This is a genomic window from Alteriqipengyuania halimionae (genome assembly GCF_009827575.1).
In the GTDB taxonomy this organism is placed as follows: domain Bacteria; phylum Pseudomonadota; class Alphaproteobacteria; order Sphingomonadales; family Sphingomonadaceae; genus Alteriqipengyuania_A; species Alteriqipengyuania_A halimionae.
In genome coordinates this window covers 2739965-2761794 of sequence record NZ_WTYR01000001.1, presented here as the reverse complement: position 1 = coordinate 2761794, position 21830 = coordinate 2739965, and the positions used below count along the sequence as shown (strand labels likewise).

13 protein-coding genes are annotated in these 21830 nt (G+C 63.9%); 8 read left to right on the top strand and 5 right to left on the bottom strand.

Annotated features, from left to right (window positions below; all coding sequences use genetic code 11):
• Positions 1–37: 37 nt before the first annotated feature.
• From GRI68_RS13360 to GRI68_RS13350, 3 genes are read left to right on the top strand one after another with little or no spacing between them, the layout of a single operon-like run.
• Entirely contained in the window at positions 38–1039 is a 1002-nt protein-coding gene (locus GRI68_RS13360; RefSeq protein ID WP_160617738.1) for a hypothetical protein, read from the top strand.
• Complete coding sequence (locus tag GRI68_RS13355) at positions 1036–2052, top strand: alpha/beta fold hydrolase (protein ID WP_160617737.1); 1017 nt, start codon at positions 1036–1038, stop codon at positions 2050–2052. Before GRI68_RS13360 ends, GRI68_RS13355 begins: the two co-directional genes overlap by 4 nt.
• Positions 2049–3185, top strand: coding sequence for a trans-sulfuration enzyme family protein (locus GRI68_RS13350; RefSeq protein ID WP_160617736.1), 1137 nt, complete (start codon positions 2049–2051; stop codon positions 3183–3185). The genes GRI68_RS13355 and GRI68_RS13350 overlap by 4 nt, the downstream gene beginning before the upstream one ends.
• On the opposite strand, the gene GRI68_RS13345 is transcribed toward GRI68_RS13350, so the two are convergent.
• Genes GRI68_RS13345 through GRI68_RS13335 form a run of 3 tightly spaced genes read right to left on the bottom strand, consistent with a single transcriptional unit; the run spans position 3182 to position 4691 of the window.
• Entirely contained in the window at positions 3182–3952 is a 771-nt protein-coding gene (locus tag GRI68_RS13345) for a hypothetical protein (protein ID WP_160617735.1), read from the bottom strand. The genes GRI68_RS13350 and GRI68_RS13345 overlap by 4 nt on opposite strands.
• Complete coding sequence (locus GRI68_RS13340) at positions 3949–4185, bottom strand: helix-turn-helix domain-containing protein (RefSeq protein ID WP_160617734.1); 237 nt, start codon at positions 4183–4185, stop codon at positions 3949–3951. The genes GRI68_RS13345 and GRI68_RS13340 overlap by 4 nt, the downstream gene beginning before the upstream one ends.
• Positions 4185–4691: a DUF2975 domain-containing protein gene (locus tag GRI68_RS13335; protein WP_160617733.1), complete on the bottom strand. Its 507-nt coding sequence runs from the start codon at positions 4689–4691 to the stop codon at positions 4185–4187. Before GRI68_RS13335 ends, GRI68_RS13340 begins: the two co-directional genes overlap by 1 nt.
• Positions 4692–5060: 369 nt before the next feature.
• Between GRI68_RS13335 and rpoB the strand changes: the two genes are divergently transcribed.
• The 5 genes from rpoB (at position 5061) to gltX (ending at position 17252) form a co-directional block, all read left to right on the top strand.
• A complete protein-coding gene (gene rpoB / locus GRI68_RS13330) occupies positions 5061–9266 on the top strand; it encodes a DNA-directed RNA polymerase subunit beta (protein ID WP_160617732.1) in 4206 nt (1401 codons plus the stop codon).
• 59 nt (positions 9267–9325) lie between these two features.
• A complete protein-coding gene (gene rpoC, locus GRI68_RS13325; RefSeq protein WP_160617731.1) occupies positions 9326–13621 on the top strand; it encodes a DNA-directed RNA polymerase subunit beta' in 4296 nt (1431 codons plus the stop codon).
• Positions 13622–13741: 120 nt separating this feature from the next.
• Positions 13742–15400, top strand: coding sequence for an NAD+ synthase (locus tag GRI68_RS13320; protein ID WP_160617730.1), 1659 nt, complete (start codon positions 13742–13744; stop codon positions 15398–15400).
• On the top strand, positions 15397–15888 hold the full coding sequence (locus tag GRI68_RS13315) for a hypothetical protein (protein ID WP_160617729.1): 492 nt from the start codon (positions 15397–15399) through the stop codon (positions 15886–15888). The genes GRI68_RS13320 and GRI68_RS13315 overlap by 4 nt, the downstream gene beginning before the upstream one ends.
• Before the next feature lie 26 nt (positions 15889–15914).
• A complete protein-coding gene (gltX, locus tag GRI68_RS13310; RefSeq protein ID WP_160617728.1) occupies positions 15915–17252 on the top strand; it encodes a glutamate--tRNA ligase in 1338 nt (445 codons plus the stop codon).
• A gap of 12 nt (positions 17253–17264) precedes the next feature.
• Here gltX and GRI68_RS13305 read toward each other — a convergent pair whose 3' ends face one another.
• Both GRI68_RS13305 and GRI68_RS13300 read right to left on the bottom strand, forming a co-directional pair.
• A complete protein-coding gene (locus GRI68_RS13305; RefSeq protein ID WP_160617727.1) occupies positions 17265–20024 on the bottom strand; it encodes a [protein-PII] uridylyltransferase in 2760 nt (919 codons plus the stop codon).
• Positions 20021–21715, bottom strand: coding sequence for a class I adenylate-forming enzyme family protein (locus GRI68_RS13300; RefSeq protein ID WP_160617726.1), 1695 nt, complete (start codon positions 21713–21715; stop codon positions 20021–20023). Before GRI68_RS13300 ends, GRI68_RS13305 begins: the two co-directional genes overlap by 4 nt.
• Positions 21716–21830: the final 115 nt, after the last annotated feature.

Sequence of the window (21830 nt, the reverse complement as noted above, 5' to 3'; positions counted from 1 at the left end):
AAAGGCAGTATCGTCACCGTATTCGAGGATACGAGACGTGCTTGCGATTTCCGAATTTTCCAACGGCCCGGCCCCGCGCCAGGACCAGTGTACCACCGAGAGCTCGGCTCCCTCCCCGGACAGCAAAACTGATCCGATCCGGGTGGCGGTAGCAGGGCTCGGGACCGTAGGCGCGGCCCTGGTCCGCGCGATCGAGGATGATCCACGCTTCGAATTGACTGCTGTGCTGGTGCGCGATCCGGCGCGCGCCCGCGCGGTGAAGCCGAAGATAGCGCCGATCACCGATGCAGCCGCTTTCGCCGCGAGCGAGGCGGATATCTTCGTCGATGCGCTGAGCAGCGACGAAGTCGGCCTCGCAGTCAGCCGGGCAGTGCTGGCGCGCGGAAAGTCGCTGGCCAGCGCGAGCAAGCGGGTGATCGACGCCGAGTATGTCGCGCTCGCCCAACTGGCACGCGACCATGGAGCACAACTGCGCTTCAGCGCGGCGGTGGGCGGCGGCGCCCCCGTTCTCGAAACCGTCGCCGAAGCCAGGTCGGCCGGAAACATCGCGCGGATCGACGCGGTGCTCAACGGCACGCTCAATTACCTCCTCCACGAAATTGAACGCGGCACCGATTTCCAGTCTGCCCTCGAGACGGCGCAGGCAGCAGGGCTCGCCGAGGCGGACCCGACCAACGATCTTTCCGGCGCCGATGCCACCGCGAAAAGCCGGATCGTCGCCGCCGAAGCCTTCGGCCATGCGCCCGACGATTATCCGGTGATGGTCGAGCCGCTCACCCCGGCACGCGCCGCCGAGATCGCGGCGTCGGGCGTGCGCTATGTCCAGGCCTGCGTGATCAAACCGACCTGCGCGACAGTGAGCCTGGTGCCGGCCGACGGGTTCGCGGGCGATGTGCCCGACGGCGAAGGCAACGTGGCGACCATCGCGCTGGAAGGCGGGCAGCGCTTCTCGTGTCACGGCCCGGGTGCCGGCGGTGAGCCGACCGCAGAGGCGATCATGGGCGATCTTCGCGCCATCGCAGCGGAGCTGGCCCGATGAGCGCCCTCGCCGAACCCCGAATTACCGAAGCCCGAATTACGGGCACACCGAAAAAAGAACCGCGGACGGTCGATCCGGAAACCGACTGTTGCCTGCGACAGGTCGAGGTCGCGCCTCCCGAAGAATTGGCAAACAAGCTGGCGCCCTTCCGTGCTTGCGCCATCGGTCCCTCCGCCGCGCCCGTTGTGGTGGTGCTCGGCGGAATATCGGCCACGCCCGAGGTGGTGGCCCCGGCAGGCGACGAGACCTGGTGGAAAGGCGTGGTAGGACGTGGCTGCGCGGTCGATCCGGATCGTGTTCGTGTGGTCGGCATCGAATTCGCCGCCGATCCGAGCGGGGGTTTCGCGCCCTCCACCGGCGATCAGGCCGCGTGCCTTTGTGCCGCGCTCGATGCGCTGGGTATCGCACGCGCCGATCTGGTGCTGGGCGCATCCTATGGCGGGATGGTCGCGCTTGCGCTGGCAGCGGAGCGCCCCGAAAGGGTGGGCCGCGTGGCGGCGATCTCTGCACCTGCTTCCCCCCACCCGTTTGCCAGCGCGCAGCGTGAGTTGCAGCGCCGCGTGGTCGCGCTTGGTCTCGAAAGCGGACGCGGCGCGGAAGCGCTCTCGATCGCGCGCGGGCTCGGCATGACCTGTTATCGCACGGCGGAGGAATTCGGCGCGCGTTTCGCCAGCGGGATAGAGGGCTCCGCGCCCACCGACGCGTCGCCGGCCGGTGCTTACCTTCGCGCGCGCGGCGACGGGTTCGACGCGGTGATGTCGCCCGGCCGCTTCCTCAGCCTCAGCGCCTCGATCGACCGCCACCGCGTAGACCCGCGCGCCATTCGCGTGCCGGTAACGGTCATCGGCGCGGCGGAGGATCGTCTGGTCCCGCTCGAACAGCTCGAAGATCTGGCCGCAGCGCTGCCCGATGCGCGTTTCCATGCGATCTCCAGCCTGTATGGCCACGACGCCTTTCTGAAGGAGCCGCGCGCGATTGCCAGCCTTGTCGCCCCGCTGGTGCCAGGATTGTGAGCAGCCGCGCACCGGGTACGGTGGTCGCGGCCGCCAGCCGCGAAGGGCGCGATATCGTGGCACCGCTACGAAGATCCGACAGCTATCGCTGGGACAGCCCCGACGAAAAGCCCTCGCCCGATTATTCGCGCAGCGCCAATCCCAATCGCGACGAACTGGTCACGCGACTGGCCGAACTCGAAGGCGCGAACGGCGGCGTGGTGACGAGCAGCGGGCAATCCGCGGCGCTCCTCGCGCTGCTCCTGATCCCCTCCTCTGCCCGGGTGATTGCGCCGCACGACTGCTATGGCGGGACCTATCGCCTGCTCGAGGCGCTGGCAGAGCAAGGCCGGCTGTCGGTCGAATTCGTCGACCTGACCGACGACGATGCCCTCGACGCCGCGCTCGCGACCGAGACGGCGATGGTGTGGATCGAGACGCCGAGCAATCCTCTCCTCCGGCTGACCGATATCGCCAGCGTCGCCGCCAAGGCAAAAAAAGCCGGCGCGCTGACCGTCGCCGACAATACGCTCCCTACGCCGTGCCGGCAGCAACCGCTCGCCTTAGGCTGCGACCTCGTGATGCATTCGACCACCAAGGCGATTAACGGCCATGGCGATTGCGTGGGCGGGGCACTGCTCGCGCGCGATGCCGCGCTGATCGAGCGGATCGAGTTCTGGGCCAATGCGGCCGGACTGTTCGGCTCGCCCGATGCCGCCGCGCGCACATTGCGCGGTCTGCGCACCCTGCCCCTGCGCGTCGCCGCGATGGAAGCGAACGCGCGGACGGTCGCGGATTATCTTGCGGATCACGACGCGGTCGCCGCGGTCCACTATCCGGGCTTCACCGATCACCCCGACCATGCGCTGGCGGAGCAACAGCAAACGGGGCCCGGTTTCATGATCGCGTTCGACCTGGTCGGCGGAAGTCCGGCGGTTGAGGCCTTTCTCGATCGGCTGGAACTGGTGAACCTCGCCAGCTCGCTCGGGGCCCATTCCTCGCTGATCTGCGTACCCGCAACGATGACCCATCGCGGTATGCCCGACGAAGCGCAGGCCCGGGCGGGAATTACGCCGGGCCTGCTGCGATTATCGGTCGGTTTGGAAGCGGCCAGCGATATCATCGCTGATCTTGGCCGCGCGCTGGACAGTTAGGCCGGGACCGAGGTCGCCGCGTGCTGCGTAGTGACATTCGCTTGTTTCTCGCGGATGCGCCGTGCCACCCTCACCGAGATCGCGGGAACGACGGCGATCAGGATGCCGACCACGACGGCATCGACCGCAAGCATGCTCCACAAGACTCCTTGCGATCGCCCTATCGCCTCCGAGTTCAGTGCGCCGTGCAAAAGATTGATCGGAATGCGCACGAGCAGGAACAGCGGCAGCGCATAAAGGTAGAGCCAGCCGGTGCGCCTTGCCGAGGATAGCGGGTTGCCAATCGCCCCGTCGGTCGCGGTTGCAACGACCCACGCCATCAGCAACGGTTCGACGAGGACCTGCGACAGGCCCACCACGGCCCTGATCGTGTCGACATGGGCCGCGGGAGCAAATGCCCGTGTGTAGAAGATCGCAGCAAACAGGATCAAGGAGTAGACGAGATACGGCGCATAGCGGCCCAGCGCCGTGCCCACAGGCGCGAGCGCGAGGCCATCGTTGCGCAAAGCAAGGTAGCGGATCACGAAGAACCCGCCCAGATAGACCGAAAGCATCTTGATCCAGCCGAACACCATGCGCAACGCATCGCCACCGACAGCGCGCGCCTGCTCGACGCTCTCGAACATCCCGATCCGGACTTCGACGATATGCTGGGCGAATTCCCACAGGACGATCGCGGCAAACAGCCAGGGGAGCCCTTTCATGGCGCGCAAGCCGTCGCCGAAGCTGCCGATTGCATCGCGTCCGAATTGCATGATCCATTTCATGAGCGTGTTCCTTCATCGTGATAGGTGAGTAGCTCACCAGGCTGGCAATCGAGTTCGCGACAGATTGCCTCGAGCGTGGAGAAGCGGATCGCCTTGGCCTTGCCCGTCTTCAGGATGGATAGGTTGGCGAGGGTCAGTCCGATCCGTTCGGAAAGCTCGGTCAGCGTCATGCCGCGCTCCTGCAGCAGCGCGTCGAGCCTGACAGAAATGCCTGAAGTGTTTTCGGCTGGCATCAGACCGTACCCTCCAGGTCTTCGCGCATGGCGGCACCTTCGCGAAAGACCTTGGCCAGCACCAGAAGCAGCGGAACGGCGAGCCACCCGGCCACCGAAGGAGACCAGCCGAAATACTCCCCGCTCACCGCGCTGGCCCAGATCGAGACTTGTCCGAACGCCAGATCGAGCAAGTTGATGGCCAGCAACGCCCACGCGACCGTCGCCAACCGCTTCGCATTGCGTTCGCTGAAGGCAGCACCGGCCTGCGTGTCGCGGACAAGGGCGATCAGGCGGGTGAGGATCAGGTGGATTGCGAAGGCGACCGGGAGCACCGCCGCGCAGGCCACCGCCAAATAGATGAAGATTGCCTCGCCCCCGGTGTTCGAGAACACGGCGATGAAACGCTCGCGAAACTGGTTGGGATCGATCAGCAGTATCGATCCGAGGGCGGCGAATAGCGCAGCGAGAATCCAGTTGAGCCAATTGCACACGCGCAAGAGCCAGATGGTTGTCGTCAGCATCATCGAATCGCCTCCTTATCGAAATTCGATATGATGGAGCGATCCCTTATCGTCAATCGATAATATCGAAAAACGATATGCATCGACCGATTATCCTTTTCCCGCCGATTCCGTATCTTGACCCCGCGCGGCGCAATTCCTACATGCCTTTCCGACCGCTTGCTTCGAGCAAGGCCGATTCATGCGCGGGTTTTGGCCAGGGACGGAAGCAGGCTTTCCATATCGCGACGTTTGTAAGCTGCAGCTGGCCGCCGGAATCGGTGCGTCCTACGCTGCGGCCTTTTCGCGTCCCGGTATCGCTCACGCGCATGAGTAGACGAATTCGCGCCCGCCCACCTGCCGGGCCGGCGCAAACACAAGAGGCGTTCCTTTATGGCGACCAAGGCGAAGTCCGACACCAAGAAGCCCGCGCGCAACATGCGCATGGGCACCGCGAAGCGGCGCATCCGCAAGATCTTCGGCGACATCCACGAAGCGGTGGAAATGCCGAACCTAATCGAGGTCCAGCGCGAGAGCTACGAACAGTTCCTGCGTTCGGACAAGGAGACGGGCTACGTCTCCGGCCTCGAAAAGACGCTGCGCTCGGTCTTCCCGATCCGCGACTTCGCCGGCACCGCCGAACTCGACTTCGTCCATTACGAACTCGAACCGCCGAAATACGACACCACCGAATGCCGCCAGCGCGGCATCACCTACGCGGCCCCGATGAAGGTCACGCTGCGCCTGATCGTGTTCGAGGTGGACCAGGAAACCGAAACCCGTTCGGTCCTCGATATCAAGGAACAGGACGTTTACATGGGCGACATGCCGCTCATGACCGATAACGGCACCTTCATCGTCAACGGCACCGAGCGCGTGATCGTTTCGCAGATGCACCGTTCGCCGGGTGTGCTGTTCGATCACGACCGCGGCAAGACCCACTCGTCGGGCAAGTACCTGTTCGCCGCACGCGTCATTCCCTATCGCGGGTCGTGGCTCGATTTCGAATTCGACGCCAAGGACATCGTCAACGTGCGTATCGACCGCAAGCGCAAGCAGCCGGTCACTTCGCTGCTGTTCGCGCTGGGCCTCGATGAAGAGGAGATCCTTCACCACTTCTACAACCTCGTGAAGTGGGAGCGCGTTTCGGGCAAGGCCGGCGACGGCTGGAAGATCGCCTACCAACCCGAGCAGTGGCGCGGCCAGAAGCCCGCCTTCGCGCTGATCGATGCGAGCACCGGCGAGGAAGTTTTCCCCGCCAACCAGAAGATCAGCCCGCGCGCCGCCAACAAGGCCGCCAAGGACGGCCTCACCGAATTGCTGCTGCCGACCGAGGAAATCTTCGGCCGCTTCGCTTCGCGCGACCTGATCGACGAGAAGACCGGCCGCATCTACATCGAGGCCGGCGACGAAGTGTCGCCGGAAAACCTCGAAGCGATGGACAATGCCGGGATCGACAGCCTCGAGCTGCTCGACATCGACTACGTCAACACCGGTCCGTGGATCCGCAACACGCTGAAGGCCGACAAGGCCGAGAACCGCGAGGAAGGCCTCGAGGCGATTTACAAGGTGATGCGCCCCGGCGAACCGCCGACCCTCGAAACCGCCGAAGCGCTGTTCGAAGGCCTGTTCTTCGACGGTGAGCGTTACGATCTGTCGGCCGTCGGCCGCGTCAAGCTCAACATGCGTCTCGAACTCGATGCCGAAGACACCGTGACCACGCTGCGAAAAGAAGATATCCTAGCAGTGGTCAAGGAACTGGTCGGCCTGAAGGACGGCAAGGGCGACGTCGACGACATCGACAACCTCGGCAACCGCCGTGTCCGCTCGGTCGGCGAACTGCTCGAAAACCAGTACCGCGTCGGCCTGCTGCGCATGGAACGCGCAGTCAAGGAACGGATGAGCTCGGTTGACGTGTCGACCGTGATGCCGAACGACCTCATCAACGCCAAGCCCGCCGTGGCTGCCGTTCGTGAATTCTTCGGTTCCAGCCAGCTCTCGCAGTTCATGGACCAGACCAACCCGCTGTCGGAAGTCACCCACAAGCGCCGTGTGTCGGCGCTTGGGCCTGGCGGTCTTACCCGTGAGCGCGCAGGCTTCGAAGTCCGCGACGTTCACCCGACCCACTATGGCCGCATCTGCCCGATCGAAACGCCGGAAGGCCCGAACATCGGTCTGATCAACTCGCTGTCGACCTTCGCCCGCGTCAACAAGTACGGCTTCATCGAAACGCCGTATCGTAAGGTCGAGGACAAGAAGGTCACCAACGACGTGATCTACCTGTCGGCGATGGAAGAGCAGAAGCACACCGTCGCGCAGGCTTCGGCCGATCTCGATGGTAACGCCACTTTCACCGAAGAGCTGATCTCGGCGCGCCAGAACGGCGACAACCTGATGGCACCGTCCGAAACCATCACGTTGATGGACGTTTCGCCCAAGCAGCTCGTCTCGGTCGGCGCATCGCTCATTCCGTTCCTGGAAAACGATGACGCCAACCGCGCACTGATGGGCGCCAACATGCAACGCCAGGCGGTTCCGCTCGTGAAGGCGGAAGCCCCGTGGGTCGGCACCGGCATGGAAGAAACCGTGGCGCGCGATTCGGGCGCGGCGATCACCGCCAAGCGCGGCGGCATCGTCGACCAGGTCGATGCCACGCGTATCGTGATCCGCGCGCAGGGCGATGTCGAACCCGGCCAGTCGGGCGTCGACATCTACACGCTGCAGAAGTTCCAGCGTTCGAACCAGTCGACCTGCATCAACCAGCGTCCGCTGGTGAAGGTGGGCGAGACGATCGAAACCGGCGACATCATCGCCGACGGTCCCTCGACCGATCTCGGCGAACTCGCACTGGGCAAGAACAGCCTCGTCGCGTTCATGCCGTGGAACGGTTACAACTACGAGGATAGTATCCTCATCTCCGAGCGTATCGTGAAGGACGACGTCTTCACCTCGATCCACATCGAGGAATTCGAAGTCATGGCGCGCGACACCAAGCTCGGGCCGGAAGACATCACCCGCGACATCCCGAATGTGGGCGAGGAATCGCTCCGCAATCTCGACGAAGCGGGCATCGTCTATATCGGCGCCGAAGTGCATCCGGGCGACATCCTTGTCGGCAAGATCACGCCGAAGGGCGAAAGCCCGATGACGCCGGAAGAAAAGCTCCTCCGCGCGATCTTCGGTGAAAAGGCCAGCGACGTTCGCGACACCTCCCTGAAGCTGCCCCCGGGCACCTCGGGCACCGTCGTCGAAGTCCGCGTGTTCAACCGCCACGGCGTCGAGATCGACGACCGTACGCGCGCGATCCTCAACGAGGAAATCGAGCGTCTTGCGAAGGACCGCGAAGACGAACGCGCGATCCTCAACCGTGCGAACTACAACCGCCTCGAGGAAATGCTGCTCGGCCAGACCGCTTCGGCCACGCCGAAGGGCGTCAAGAAGGGCACCGAGATCACGCAGGACGTGCTCGACAGCACCGAAAAGCACCTGTGGTGGAAGTTCGCCGTCGCCGACGACGGTCGCCAGACCCAGCTCGAAGCGGTGAAGACCCAGTACGACGAAAGCGTCAAGGCGATCGACGCCAAGTTCGAGGACCGCAAGGAAAAGCTCGAACGCGGTGACGAACTCGCCCCGGGCGTGCTCAAGATGGTCAAGGTCTTCGTCGCGGTGAAGCGTAAGCTGCAGCCGGGCGACAAGATGGCCGGCCGCCACGGGAACAAGGGTGTGATTTCGCGCATCCTGCCGTCCGAGGACATGCCGTTCCTCGAAGACGGTACCCCGGTCGACATCGTGCTCAACCCGCTGGGCGTGCCGTCGCGCATGAACGTCGGTCAGATCTTCGAAACGCATCTCGGCTTCGCCGCGCGTGCGCTCGGACACCAGATCGGTGAACAGCTCGAGGAATGGCGGGCATCGAACCCCGATGCCAAGGCTGGCAAGCCCCCGGCCGCGCTCGTCGACAAGCTCAAGGACGTCTATGGCGAGCAATACCACGACGACATCGAAGCCCGCACGGGCGAAGAAGTCTTCGAACTCGCCACGAACCTGAAGGCGGGCGTCCCGATGGGCACCCCGGTGTTCGACGGCGCGCGTGAAGGCGACGTCACGACCGAACTCGAAAAGGCCGGTCTCGACGGGTCGGGCCAGTCGGTGCTGTTCGACGGCCGCACGGGCGAAGCGTTCGACCGCAAGGTGACCGTGGGCATCATCTATATGCTCAAGCTGCACCACCTGGTCGACGACAAGATCCACGCCCGTTCGATCGGTCCGTACTCGCTCGTCACCCAGCAGCCGCTGGGCGGTAAGGCGCAGTTCGGTGGCCAGCGCTTCGGTGAAATGGAGGTCTGGGCGCTCCAGGCCTACGGCGCCGCCTACACGCTACAGGAAATGCTGACGGTGAAATCGGACGACGTGATCGGCCGCACCAAGGTCTATGAAAGCATCGTCAAGGGCGACGACGCATTCGAGGCCGGCATTCCCGAGAGCTTCAACGTGCTCGTCAAGGAAATCCGCAGCCTCGGCCTCAACGTCGACCTCTCCTCGCTCAGCGATGGCGAGGACGACGAAGACGGCGACGGTCTGCAAATCGCGGCGGAGTAGGGGGTTTCGACCCCCACCCGCTTCCGCCCCGAGAGAATTACCCGAATGGGATTTAAGTCATGAACGAACTGACCAAATTCACCAACCAGCTCGCCAAGCCGGAAACCTTCGACCAGATCCAGATCGGCCTGGCCTCGCCGGAGCGTATCCGCAGCTGGTCCTTCGGTGAGATCAAGAAGCCGGAAACGATCAACTACCGCACGTTCAAGCCCGAGCGTGACGGCCTGTTCTGCGCCCGCATCTTCGGTCCGGTGAAGGACTACGAATGCCTGTGCGGCAAGTACAAGCGCATGAAGTACAAGGGCGTCGTCTGCGAGAAGTGCGGCGTCGAAGTGACCGTGACCAAGGTGCGGCGCGAGCGCATGGGCCATATCGAACTGGCCGCGCCGGTCGCGCATATCTGGTTCCTCAAGTCGCTGCCCTCGCGCATCGGCCTGCTGCTCGACATGCAGCTCAAGCAGCTCGAGCGCGTGCTGTATTTCGAAAGCTATATCGTCACCGAACCGGGCCTGACGCCGCTGGAGAAGTTCCAGCTGCTGACCGAAGACGAGCTCTACGAATACCAGGACGAGTATGGCGAAGACGCCTTCACCGCCGGGATCGGCGCGGAAGCGGTCAAGATCATGCTGATGGATCTCGATCTGGAGCAGGAGAAGGAAGACCTTCTCAAGGAGCTGGAAGAGACCAAGTCCAAGCTCAAGCCCGCCAAGATCATCAAGCGCCTCAAGGTCGTCGAGAGCTTCATCGATTCGGGGAACCGCCCCGAATGGATGATCCTCGAAGTCGTGCCGGTCATTCCGCCGGAACTGCGTCCGCTCGTCCCGCTGGACGGTGGCCGTTTCGCGACCTCGGATCTCAACGATCTCTATCGCCGCGTGATCAACCGTAACAACCGCCTCAAGCGCCTGATCGAGCTGCGTGCGCCGGACATCATCGTCCGCAACGAAAAGCGCATGCTGCAGGAATCGGTCGATGCGCTGTTCGACAATGGCCGTCGCGGCCGCGTGATCACGGGCGCCAACAAGCGTCCGCTGAAGTCGCTGTCCGACATGCTCAAGGGCAAGCAAGGCCGCTTCCGCCAGAACCTTCTGGGTAAGCGCGTCGACTATTCGGGCCGTTCGGTCATCGTGACCGGGCCGGAATTGAAGCTGCACCAGTGCGGCCTGCCCAAGAAGATGGCGCTCGAACTGTTCAAGCCGTTCATCTACGCCCGCCTCGATGCCAAGGGTCTCTCGATGACCTTGAAGCAGGCCAAGAAGTGGGTCGAGAAGGAGCGCAAGGAAGTCTGGGACATCCTCGACGAAGTCATTCGCGAGCACCCGGTCCTCCTGAACCGCGCGCCGACGCTTCACCGCCTCGGCATCCAGGCGTTCGAGCCCGTGCTGATCGAAGGCAAGGCGATCCAGCTGCACCCGCTCGTCTGCTCGGCCTTCAACGCCGACTTCGACGGTGACCAGATGGCCGTCCACGTGCCGCTTTCGCTGGAAGCCCAGCTCGAAGCGCGCGTGCTGATGATGTCGACCAACAACATCCTCTCGCCCGCCAACGGCAAGCCCATCATCGTGCCTTCGCAGGACATGGTGCTGGGGATCTATTACCTCTCGATGGACCGCGAAGGCGAACCGGGCGAAGGCATGATGCTTTCGGACATCGCCGAAGTTCATCAGGCGCTCGAAGTGGGTGCGGTGACGCTCCACTCGAAGATCACCACGCGCGTTCCGCAGACCGATGAAAAGGGCAAGGAATACATGAAGCGCGTCGAGACGACGCCAGGTCGCATGCTGATCGGCGAATGCCTGCCGAAGCGTCACACCGTGCCATTCGACTTCATCAACCGCCTTCTGACCAAGAAGGAAATCGGCGACGTTATCGACCAGGTCTATCGTCACACCGGCCAGAAGGACACGGTGCTGTTCGCCGACGCCATCATGACGCTGGGCTTCCGCCACGCGTTCAAGGCCGGCATCTCGTTCGGCAAGGATGACATGATCATCCCCGAAGAGAAGATCGAACTGGTCGAAGCCACCAAGTCGCTGGTTGCCGATTACGAGCAGCAATATCAGGACGGTCTGATCACCCAGCAGGAAAAGTACAACAAGGTGATCGACGCCTGGAGCCGTTGCGGCGACCAAGTGGCCGACGCCATGATGGAAAAGATCCGTGCGCGTCCTAAGGACAAGGACGGTCGCGAAGCCGAGATCAACTCGATCTACATGATGAGCCACTCCGGTGCGCGTGGTAGCCCCGCGCAGATGAAGCAGCTCGCCGGCATGCGCGGCCTGATGGCCAAGCCGTCGGGCGAGATCATCGAGAACCCGATCATCTCGAACTTCAAGGAAGGCCTCAACGTCCTCGAATACTTCAACTCGACCCACGGCGCCCGTAAGGGCCTCGCGGACACCGCGTTGAAGACGGCGAACTCGGGTTACCTGACCCGTCGTCTCGTCGACGTGTCGCAGGACTGCGTGATCGTGGTCGAGGACTGCAAGACCTCGAACGCGCTCGAGATGCGTGCCATCGTTCAGGGCGGCAGCGTGATCGCCTCGCTCGGAGAGCGCATCCTCGGTCGCACCACCGCCGAAGACATCGTCAACGCCGCCACCGGCGAAGTGATCGTCAAGGCCGGCACGCTGCTCGACGAACCGATGGTTGCCGAGATCGAGGCTGCCGAAGTTCAGGTCGCCAAGATCCGTTCGCCGCTGGTCTGCGAAGCCGACCAGGGCGTCTGCGGCAAGTGCTACGGGCGTGACCTAGCACGCGGTACGCCGGTCAATATCGGCGAAGCCGTGGGCGTCATCGCGGCCCAGTCGATCGGTGAACCGGGCACGCAGCTCACCATGCGTACCTTCCACATCGGCGGCGCGGCGCAGGTCAACGAAACCTCGCACCTCGAAAGCATCAGCGACGGAAAGATCGTCTATCGCGACATGCCGACGATCACCGACAAGAAGGGCCGCCGCCTTTCGCTCGCCCGCAATGGCGAGATGATCGTGGTCGATGCCGAAGGACGCGAGCGCGCAATCCACAAGGTGCCTTACGGTACCGTGCTCATGTTCGAGGACGGCGCCAAGGTGAAGGAAGGCGATCGTCTGGCGGAATGGGATCCGTTCACCCTGCCGATCATCACCGAAACCAAGGGTATCGTGCGCTACCAGGACCTCGTCGAGAGCAAGACCCTGGAAGAACGCGTCGACGACGCCACCGGGATCGCCCAGCGTGTCGTCATCGAATATCGCCAGACGGGCCGCAAGAAGGAAGACCTTCGCCCCCGCCTGACGCTGTTCAACGACGCGGGCGACGATAGCGAGGCCGCGCGCTACATGCTGGCGCCGGGCACCACGCTTTCGGTGCAGGATGGCCAAGAGGTCGAAGCGGGCGACATCCTTGCCCGTGCGAGCCGCGAAGCCGCCAAGACGCGCGACATCACCGGCGGTCTGCCGCGTGTTGCCGAGCTGTTCGAAGCGCGCATCCCGAAGGACAATTCGGTCATCGCCAAGATTTCGGGCAAGATCGAATTCGTTCGCGAATACAAGGCCAAGCGCAAGATCGCGATCGTCCCGGAAGAGGGTGATGCGGTGGAATACCTGATCCCCAAGACCAAGGTGATCGACGTGCAGGAAGGCGACTTCGTGAAGAAGGGCGATACGCTCATCTCCGGTTCGCCGAACCCGCACGACATCCTCGAAGTCATGGGTGTCGAAGCGCTGGCCGAATACCTCGTGAACGAGATCCAGGAAGTCTATCGACTCCAGGGTGTGAAGATCAACGACAAGCACATCGAAACGATCGTTCGCCAGATGCTGCAGAAGGTCGAGATCACCGATGGCGGCGACACCACGCTGCTGCCGGGCGAACAGGTCGATCGCGACGAAATGGACGAAGCCAATTCCAAGCTTCCCCCGCGCAAGAAGAAGGCGCAGGGCAAGCCGGTGCTGCTCGGCATCACCAAGGCCTCGCTCCAGACCCGTTCGTTCATCTCCGCCGCCTCGTTCCAGGAAACCACGCGCGTGCTCACGCAGGCCGCGGTCGAGGGCAAGAAGGACACGCTGATCGGTCTCAAGGAGAACGTTATCGTGGGCCGCCTCATCCCCGCCGGTACCGGTGCGGGCATGAATCGACTGCGCGTCACCGCCTCGAGCCGCGACGCTGCGATCCGCGCCCAGTGGAAGAAGGCACAGGACGCTATCATCGCCGCGCAGACGGCCGAGGAAGAGCGCGAAGCCGAACTCGAGCAGGGTCCCGAAGCCGCCACCGGCGACACCCCGCTGGGTGCGGCCGAAGGCGAAACCCACGGCACCGATGCCGATGCGGGTGAATACCTGACCGAGGAAGCCAAGGAAGGCGACGCCGAATAAGCGGCACCGCCATCCACGGCCCTCGTGCCAAAGAAAACGGCCCGGCAGAGCGATCTGCCGGGCCTTTTTCGTGCCGGTTGGAACTATGCAAGTCGCGCGGCCTTGCCTAAGCGTCGAGGCATGGTCGACACGCTCACGATCCGCCTCGTCCAGATGACCCAGTGGGTCGGGGACATTGCCAAGAACGTCGAACTGATGCGCGAAGCGCGCGCGCGGGCCGATGGGTGCGATCTCGTGCTCTACCCCGAGATGCAGCTGATCGGCTATCCGCCCGAAGACCTGATCCTGAAGCCCGCCCTGATCGAACGCGCCGCGCACGCGCTGGAGGATCTGGCCAGGGACACCGCCGATGGCGGCCCGGCGATGCTGGTGGGCAGCGTGTTTCGCGACGACGGCCTGCTCTACAACGGCACCGCGCTGCTGTGCGACGGGCGAATTGCGGCGATCCGTTACAAGCACGAGTTGCCCAATTACGGCACGTTCGACGAGCGCCGCCATTTCACCCCCGGCCCATTGCCCGAACCGGTCGAGTTCAAGGGCGTGAAGATCGGCCTGCCGATTTGCGAGGATATCTGGCACCCCAAGGTCTGCGCCTATCTCAAGACGCAGGGCGCGGAGATGCTGCTGTCGCCCAATGGCAGCCCCTACGAAATCGAGAAGGACCAGCTCCGGCTCGAAAACGTCTGCGTGCGCCGGGCCGAGGAAACCGGTCTCCCCCTCGCCTATGTCAATCGCGTGGGCGGGCAGGACGAACTGGTGTTCGACGGGGCGAGCTTCGTCGTGAACGGCGACGGGAGCCTGGCGATCCAGATGATCGACTGGGGCGAACAGGAAGTCACGTCGGTCTGGAAGCGGGGCGAAAGCGGTTGGTTTTGCGAGGAAGGCGTCGAGGAGGATCTCGCCGAACATCCCGAGGATGCCTGGTGCGCGATGATGGTTGCCACCCGCGACTACGTGAACCGCAACCACATGCCCGGCGTCGTGATCGGCTTGTCGGGCGGGATCGACAGCGCCGTGGTCGCCGCGCTCGCGGTCGATGCATTGGGCCCTGAGCGGGTGTGGTGCGTGATGATGCCCTCGCGCTACACGGTTTCGCTCAGCCTCGGTCTGGCCGAAGAATGCGCCTCGGCGCTGGGCGTGCGGCATTCGGTAATCCCGATCGCACCCGCGGTGAAGGGCTTCGACGAAATGCTCGAAAGCGATTTCGCCGACACCGAAGTCGACCTGACCGAAGAGAACATCCAGTCGCGCATTCGCGGCGTCACGCTGATGGCCCTCTCGAACAAGTTCGGGCCGATGGTGCTGACCACCGGCAACAAGAGCGAAATGAGCGTCGGCTACGCCACGATCTATGGCGACATGGCGGGCGGCTACAACCCGCTGAAGGACGCCTACAAGACCACGGTGTTTCGCATGGCACGCTGGCGCAACACAGCGGTACCGCGGCTCGCCAGGGGACCGGGCGGCGAGGTGATCCCGCAAGGTATCATCGACCGCCCGCCGAGCGCCGAGCTTCGCCCCGATCAGAAGGACGAGGATTCGCTCCCGCCTTACGACGTGCTCGATGCGATCCTGCTCGGCCTCGTCGAACACGAACAGGGGGTCGACGAGCTGGTGTCGAAGGGCTTCGACCGCGCAACCGTGATCCATGTCGAGAACCTGCTCCACCGCGCCGAATACAAGCGCCGCCAGAGCGCGCCGGGCGTCAAGCTCGGCACCAAGAATTTCGGCCGCGACCGCCGCTATCCGATCACCCACGGCTTCAGGACCGCGCAATGAAGATTCTCGCCACGATCCTCGCCCCGGCATTCGCGCTGGCCGCATGCCAGCCGGTGCAGGACAATCCCGAAGAGGGGGATGCCACGCCCGCCATCGACAGCACTGCGAGCGCGCCCGACAATGCTGCTGCGGCCGACAAGATCGATGTGCCGCAATCGCTGGTGGGCGAATATCGCGTGGCTGGCATTGACGGAAAGGAACTCGACATTCCGGTCGGCTTCGCGCTGTCAATCACGGACACCGAGATCCATGACGGGCAAGGCTGTGGCGCACGTCATTGGCGCTATGCCTATGAAAAGGGCGTACTCGAAACCAAACGTTTCTTGATGCATGAAGACAATGCGGCGAATTGCCCAATCTTTCGCCGAACCCGGGAATGGATCGCGCTGGGTGAAGCCATCGATGCTGCCACCGGCGCAGAGCGCACGCGGGCCAACGGCATCGAACTGAGCGGAAACGGACGCAGCGTCACCCTGTTCTCGCAATAAGTGCCGTGCACCGCTAAAGCGCACCCATGACCATCGTCACGCGTTTCGCCCCCTCGCCCACTGGTCTGCTGCATGTCGGCAATCTGCGCACCGCCCTGCACAATTGGCTCCTTGCCAAGAAGCATGGCGGGCGGTTCCTGCTGAGGATCGACGATACGGACAGCGAGCGCTCCGAAGAAACGTTCGTCGAAGCGATCCGCGAGGATCTCGCCTGGCTGGGAATCGAACCCGATGGCGAGGAGCGGCAATCGGACCGTTTCAAGCTATATGACCAGGCATTCGACAAGCTGCACGAAGCGGGCCGGGTCTATCCCTGCTACGAAACCGCGCAGGAGTTGGAGCTCAAGCGCAAGATCCAGCTGGGGCGCGGTCTGCCGCCGATCTACGATCGCGCAGCGCTCGAGCTGACAGACGAGGATCGCGCCTCCAAGGCAGCGGTCGGAGAAGAGCCGCACTGGCGATTCAAGCTCGATCACGATGCTCCGATCGCGTGGGATGACGGTATCCGCGGACCGGTCAAATTCGATCCGGCTCAACTCTCCGACCCGGTCATCCGCCGTGGCGACGGTTCATGGCTCTACATGCTGCCGAGCGCGGTCGACGATATCGAGATGGGCATCACCGACGTGCTGCGCGGGGAAGACCACGTCTCCAACACGGCCGCGCAGGTTCAGATGTTCGAGGCGCTCGGCGCCGAACCGCCGCGCTTCGCGCATGAGGCGCTGCTGGTGGGCAAGGAAGGCAAACTGTCGAAACGGCTCGGCTCGCTGTCGGCCAGAGCGCTGCGCGAACAAGGCCTCGAACCCGAGGCGCTGCTCTCGCTGCTGGCCCGGCTCGGCACCTCGCTGCCGGTCGAGGCGATCGTCGAGCGCGAAGTGCTGATCGAGGGTTTCGACCTCTCCACTTTCGGACGCGCCCCGGCGAAGTTCGACGAAGCCGAGCTGGACCGCCTCAATGCGCAGATCGTCCACCGCCTGCCCTTCGCCCAGGTCGCTGGTCGCGTACCGGACGGGATGGATGAAGCCGGATGGGAAGCGATCCGCCCGAACCTGACGCGCGTGGACGAAGCAGGTGAATGGTGGGCCGTGGTGACCGGTACGGTCGTGCCGCCCGCGTTCAACGAACAGACGCGCTTCTACATGTCGCAGGCGGCCAACGCGCTCAAGGCGATCGAGTGGGACGAGAACCCGTGGCACGTGCTCACCAGCACGCTGAAGGAAACCACCGGGCGTAAGGGCAAGGAGCTCTTTCTACCGTTGCGCCAGGCACTGACCGGTCGCGAGCACGGGCCGGATATGGGCGCGCTGCTGCCGCTGATTGGCCGCGAGACCGCGTTGGAGAGGCTCGAGGCGGCGGCGGCATAACGCCCACCGGCTTCAGGCCGCTTCGAGTTCCTTTGGGCGGCTTGCTTCGAGCAGCGCCTGTTCAATCGCGCGCAGGCGATCCTTGTCTTTCACCTTCGCGCCATCCTCGTCGGTGACGTAGAACACGTCCGCCGCACGCTCGCCATAGGTCGCGACGTGAGCGGAATGGACCACCAACCCGGCGCGGAAAAGCGCGCGGCCCAAACGATAGAGCAGTGCGGGCCGATCCTGCGCGACGACCTCGATCACCGTCAGCCGTTTCGAGGCCTTGTTGTCGAACAGCACACGTGGGCGCACATCGAACGCTTCGGCGCGCCACTGCGTCTGCGGCTTGCGAGCCAATTGCGGCTCGAGCGGATCGCCTTCGGGCGAGAGCGCGTCTTCGATATTCTCGCGCAGCCGTTCGAGCTGGTCGCGCTCGCCCATCGGCTGACCGTTGGGATCCTGAAGCAGGAAATTATCCAGTGCCACCCCCTTGTCGGTGGTGTGAATGCGCGCGTCGATGATGTTGCCGCCGGCCGCGTTGATCCCGCCTGCGATGCGATAGAACAGGCCCGGATGGTCGGGCGCAATCACAGTTGCCAGAGTCGCCCCGCGCTCGGGATCGGGACGGCATGAGATCGCAATGTCGCCAAGCTCGGACGCGGCCAGCGAAGCGAGGTTCTCCGCGATCACATCGGCGGGTTCGGCGATCCAGTAACTGTCGGGCAGGGTCTCGCCGGGATACTCGACCAGCGGGTGCCTGGCGCCGAGCAATTCGCCCACCGCGCTTTTCCGACGCGAGACCGAGCTGCGCCGCCCGTGTTTCTGGTGGCCGAGCCGCAACCGCTGTTCGGTCAGTTCGTAAAGCGAGCCGATCAGCTGGCGTTTCCAGTCGTTCCATGTCCCCGGGCCGACCGCGCGGATATCGACCACGGTCAGCACGGTGAGCAATCGCAAGCGCTCGAGCGTCAGAACGTCGCCGGCGAAATCCTCGATCGTGCGGGGGTCGGCGAGGTCGCGCTTGAACGCCGTGCGGCTCATCAGCAGGTGTTCGCGCACCAGCCATGCGACGAGTTCGGCTTCTTCCTCGTCCATTCCGAAACGCGGACACAATTCTTCGGCGATCTCCGCTCCGAGCTGGGAATGGTCGCCGCCACGGCCCTTGGCGATATCGTGCAGCAACACTGCGACATAGAGCACGCGGCGATTGGCAAGCTGTTCGATCAGTTCGCGCGCGCGCGGATGGTCGCGCTGCAGCTCGCCGGCCTCGATCCGGGCCAGCAGGCCGATCGCCCGGATGGTGTGCTCGTCGACGGTGTAGTGGTGATACATGTCGAACTGCATCTGCGCGTTGACGCGGCCGAAATCGGGCACGAAACGGCCGAACACCCCGGTGTCGTTCATCCACCGCAGCACGATGTCGGGCCGGTCGCGGTGCGTGAGGATGTCGAGGAACATCGCATTGGCCCGCGGATCGTCGCGCAGCTCGCGCACCAGTCCCGCGTCGCGCGCAGCACGGCGCATCGCGGCGGGATGGACTTCGAGCCCATTGTCGATCGCCAGCTGGAAAATCTCGATCAGACGCTGCGGGTCCTTCCTGAACCAGTCGTCGGTCGGCGCGTCGATCTTTCCGCCATAGACGGTGTAGCCGCGCAGCTCGCGCTTGCGCTGGCGGAAGGTCGCCAGCAGGCCGCGACGGGGCGCCCCGCGAAATTGCTCGTCGAGCTGGGCGAGGAACACCCCGGTCAGCGCGCCGACGCGTTTGGCCTGCATGAAGTAGTACTGCATGAACCGCTCGACCGCGCTCTTGCCTGGGCGATCGGCGAAGTTCATCCGTGCGGCGACCTCGCGCTGCACGTCGAAGGTCAGCCTGTCCTCGTTGCGATCGGTGATGGTGTGGAGATGGCAGCGCACCGCCCAGAAGAAATTCTCCGCCCGGCGGAACTGGCGATATTCGGAGGGGCGGAACAGCCCCGCCTCGATCAGGTCCACCCCATGACGCACGCGGTGAATATATTTGCCGATCCAGTACAGCGTCTGGAGATCGCGCAGCCCGCCCTTGCCTTCCTTGACGTTGGGCTCGACGACGTAGCGACTGTCGCCCATCCGTTCATGCCGCGCGCTGCGCTCGGCCAGCTTCTCGGCGACATACGTCTTCTCGCTGCCATGGACGACTTCGGCCCAGAAGCGCCGCCTCACGTCTTCGTAGATCGCGCGGTCGCCCCATACGAAACGTGCTTCGAGCAGCGCGGTGCGGATCGTGAGATCGTCCTTGGCCAGCTGCACGGTTTCCTTCGGCGTGCGGATCGACTGTCCGACCGTCAGACCGAGGTCCCACAGGAAATAGAGGATCGCCTCGATCGCTTTTGCGCACCACGGCGCATCGGCGCGCGGGGCGATGAAAGCGATATCGACGTCCGAATGCGGCGCCATTTCAGCGCGCCCGTAGCCGCCCACCGCCATGATCGCGAAGCGTTCCTCGGAATCGACCGCATCCCGGATCTCTTCGTCTTGGGGCAGCACATCGTGAACGACATGATCGTGCACGACCCGCAGCAGCTGGTCGATCAGATAGGCATTGTCGCTCGCAATATCGTGCCCCGCCCCGGGGGCCGCCAGAAGGCGATCCGCGAGTTCGGAGCGCCCGTCTTCCAGCGCCTGCTTGAGCAGCACGACGACTTCAGGGCGCGCCTTTGACGCGCCCTTCTCGGCCACCAGATCCGCAATCCGCGTCGCCAGCGCACGGCGATCGACGATCGCCCGGGGGGAGTCCGGGCGCGGATCGCTCATTCTGGGAGGACTACCTTCGCGTATTGGTTGCGCAGCGCGCGGCGGTCGATCTTGGCAGTGCCGAGGCGCGGCAGGCTTTCGCTTGCCTCGAAGAAGCGCACCGGAACCTTGAACTTCGCAATCCTCCCTTCGACGTATTCGCGCAATTCGTCCTCGCTCAGGCTGGCTCCGTCCTTGGCCAGATAGACCGCATAGGGCAGCTCGCCATAACGATCGTCGGGAAGGCCGAAGACCGAGCATTCGGCAATATCGTCGTGGCCGTAGATCGCCTGTTCGACTTCGAGACAGGCGATGTTCTCGCCGCCGCGGATAATAATGTCCTTCTTGCGGTCGACGATGAACAGGTAATCGTCTTCGTCGAGATAGCCGAGATCGCCGGTGCGGAAAAAACCGTTGGGCAAAATCGCTTCCTTGGTCGATTTCTCGTCATTCCAGTAACCGAGGAAATTGCAGATCGACCGGATGCAGATCTCGCCCATCTCGCCCTGCGGCATCTCGTTGCCATCGTCATCGAGGATCGCGAGGTCGACCAGCGGCTCCGAAGGGCGCCCCGTCGAACCGGGCTTGGCAAGATAGTTCTCGTTGAAATTGCCGCAGCCCACCGCGTTGGTCTCGGTCAGGCCGTAGCCGAGCAGCGGGAAACCTTCGGGAAGCTTGTCCTTGATCTTGGTCACGTGATCGACCGGGCGCGGCGCACCGCCGGCGGCATAGGCCTGACAGCTCGACAGGTCGTACTTGTCGCGATCGGGATGCGTGGCGATCTCGTAGCTCATCAGCGGAACGCCGACGAAGTAGGAGACCTTCTCCTGCTCGATGAGCCGCATCGCCTCGACCGCATCCCATTTCGGCGTCAGCACCAGCTTGCGGCCGAGCGCGAAGCTCTGGAGGAACAGCGGCACTTCGCCGGTGACATGGAACAACGGCACCACCACCAGCGCACTGGGCTGCGCGCCCGGCGCTTCTCCGATGCTCTCGAAGTGCTGCAGCACCATCAGCGATTGCGCGGCATAGCTCATCACACCATGGACGACGCCGCGATGATCGGACCAGGCGCCCTTGGCCTTGCCGGTAGAACCCGACGTGTAGAGCACGGTGGCGAGATCGTCGGGGCCGAGCGCGGGCAACTGCGCGTCTTCGGCGCCGTCGGCTGCCACCAGCGCACCGAGGCCCTCGTTCCAGGGAACACCGTGATCGAATACGAGGATTTCCGCCCCGTGTTCGATCCCATCGAGCCGCGCGGCGCGCTGGCGATCGGCCAGCACAAGCGAGCATTCGACGAGGTCGATTCCGTCGGCGAGTTCCTCTCCGGTCCACCAGCCGTTCAACAGCGTCGCGCAGCCACCGGCATTGAGGACGCCCATATAGGCGACAATCCAGTTGGCGGAATTGCGCGCCGCAATGCCGATCCGGTCGCCTGTCTTCACGCCGTGCGCGACCAGCGCCTTGCCGACTGCGATCGAGGCGGCGAACGCTTCTCCGAAGGTCATCCGGATATCGCCGTCGACGATGAATTCCTTGTCCTTATGCTCGTTGCAGTAATGCGCCATCAGGTGGAACATCGTCGGCGGCGCATTCTTCAGCGTAACGAGATCGACGCCGTAGCGTTGGTACGTATCCGTTTCCAACGGCGCGCCCGGAGCCGTGAGGGCAGCCATGATTCCAGCAAGTTTATCGTCGAGTGCGGTCGCCATAATCCAAAGTCTCTCCTGGTCCGCTCGTGTTTTCCGGCGTGGCTGTGGCTTTCGCTCTGTCGGTCGTTGTGCCATGGGCAGGGCCGAAGGGCGCTGAGCCGCCGGTTATCAAGCA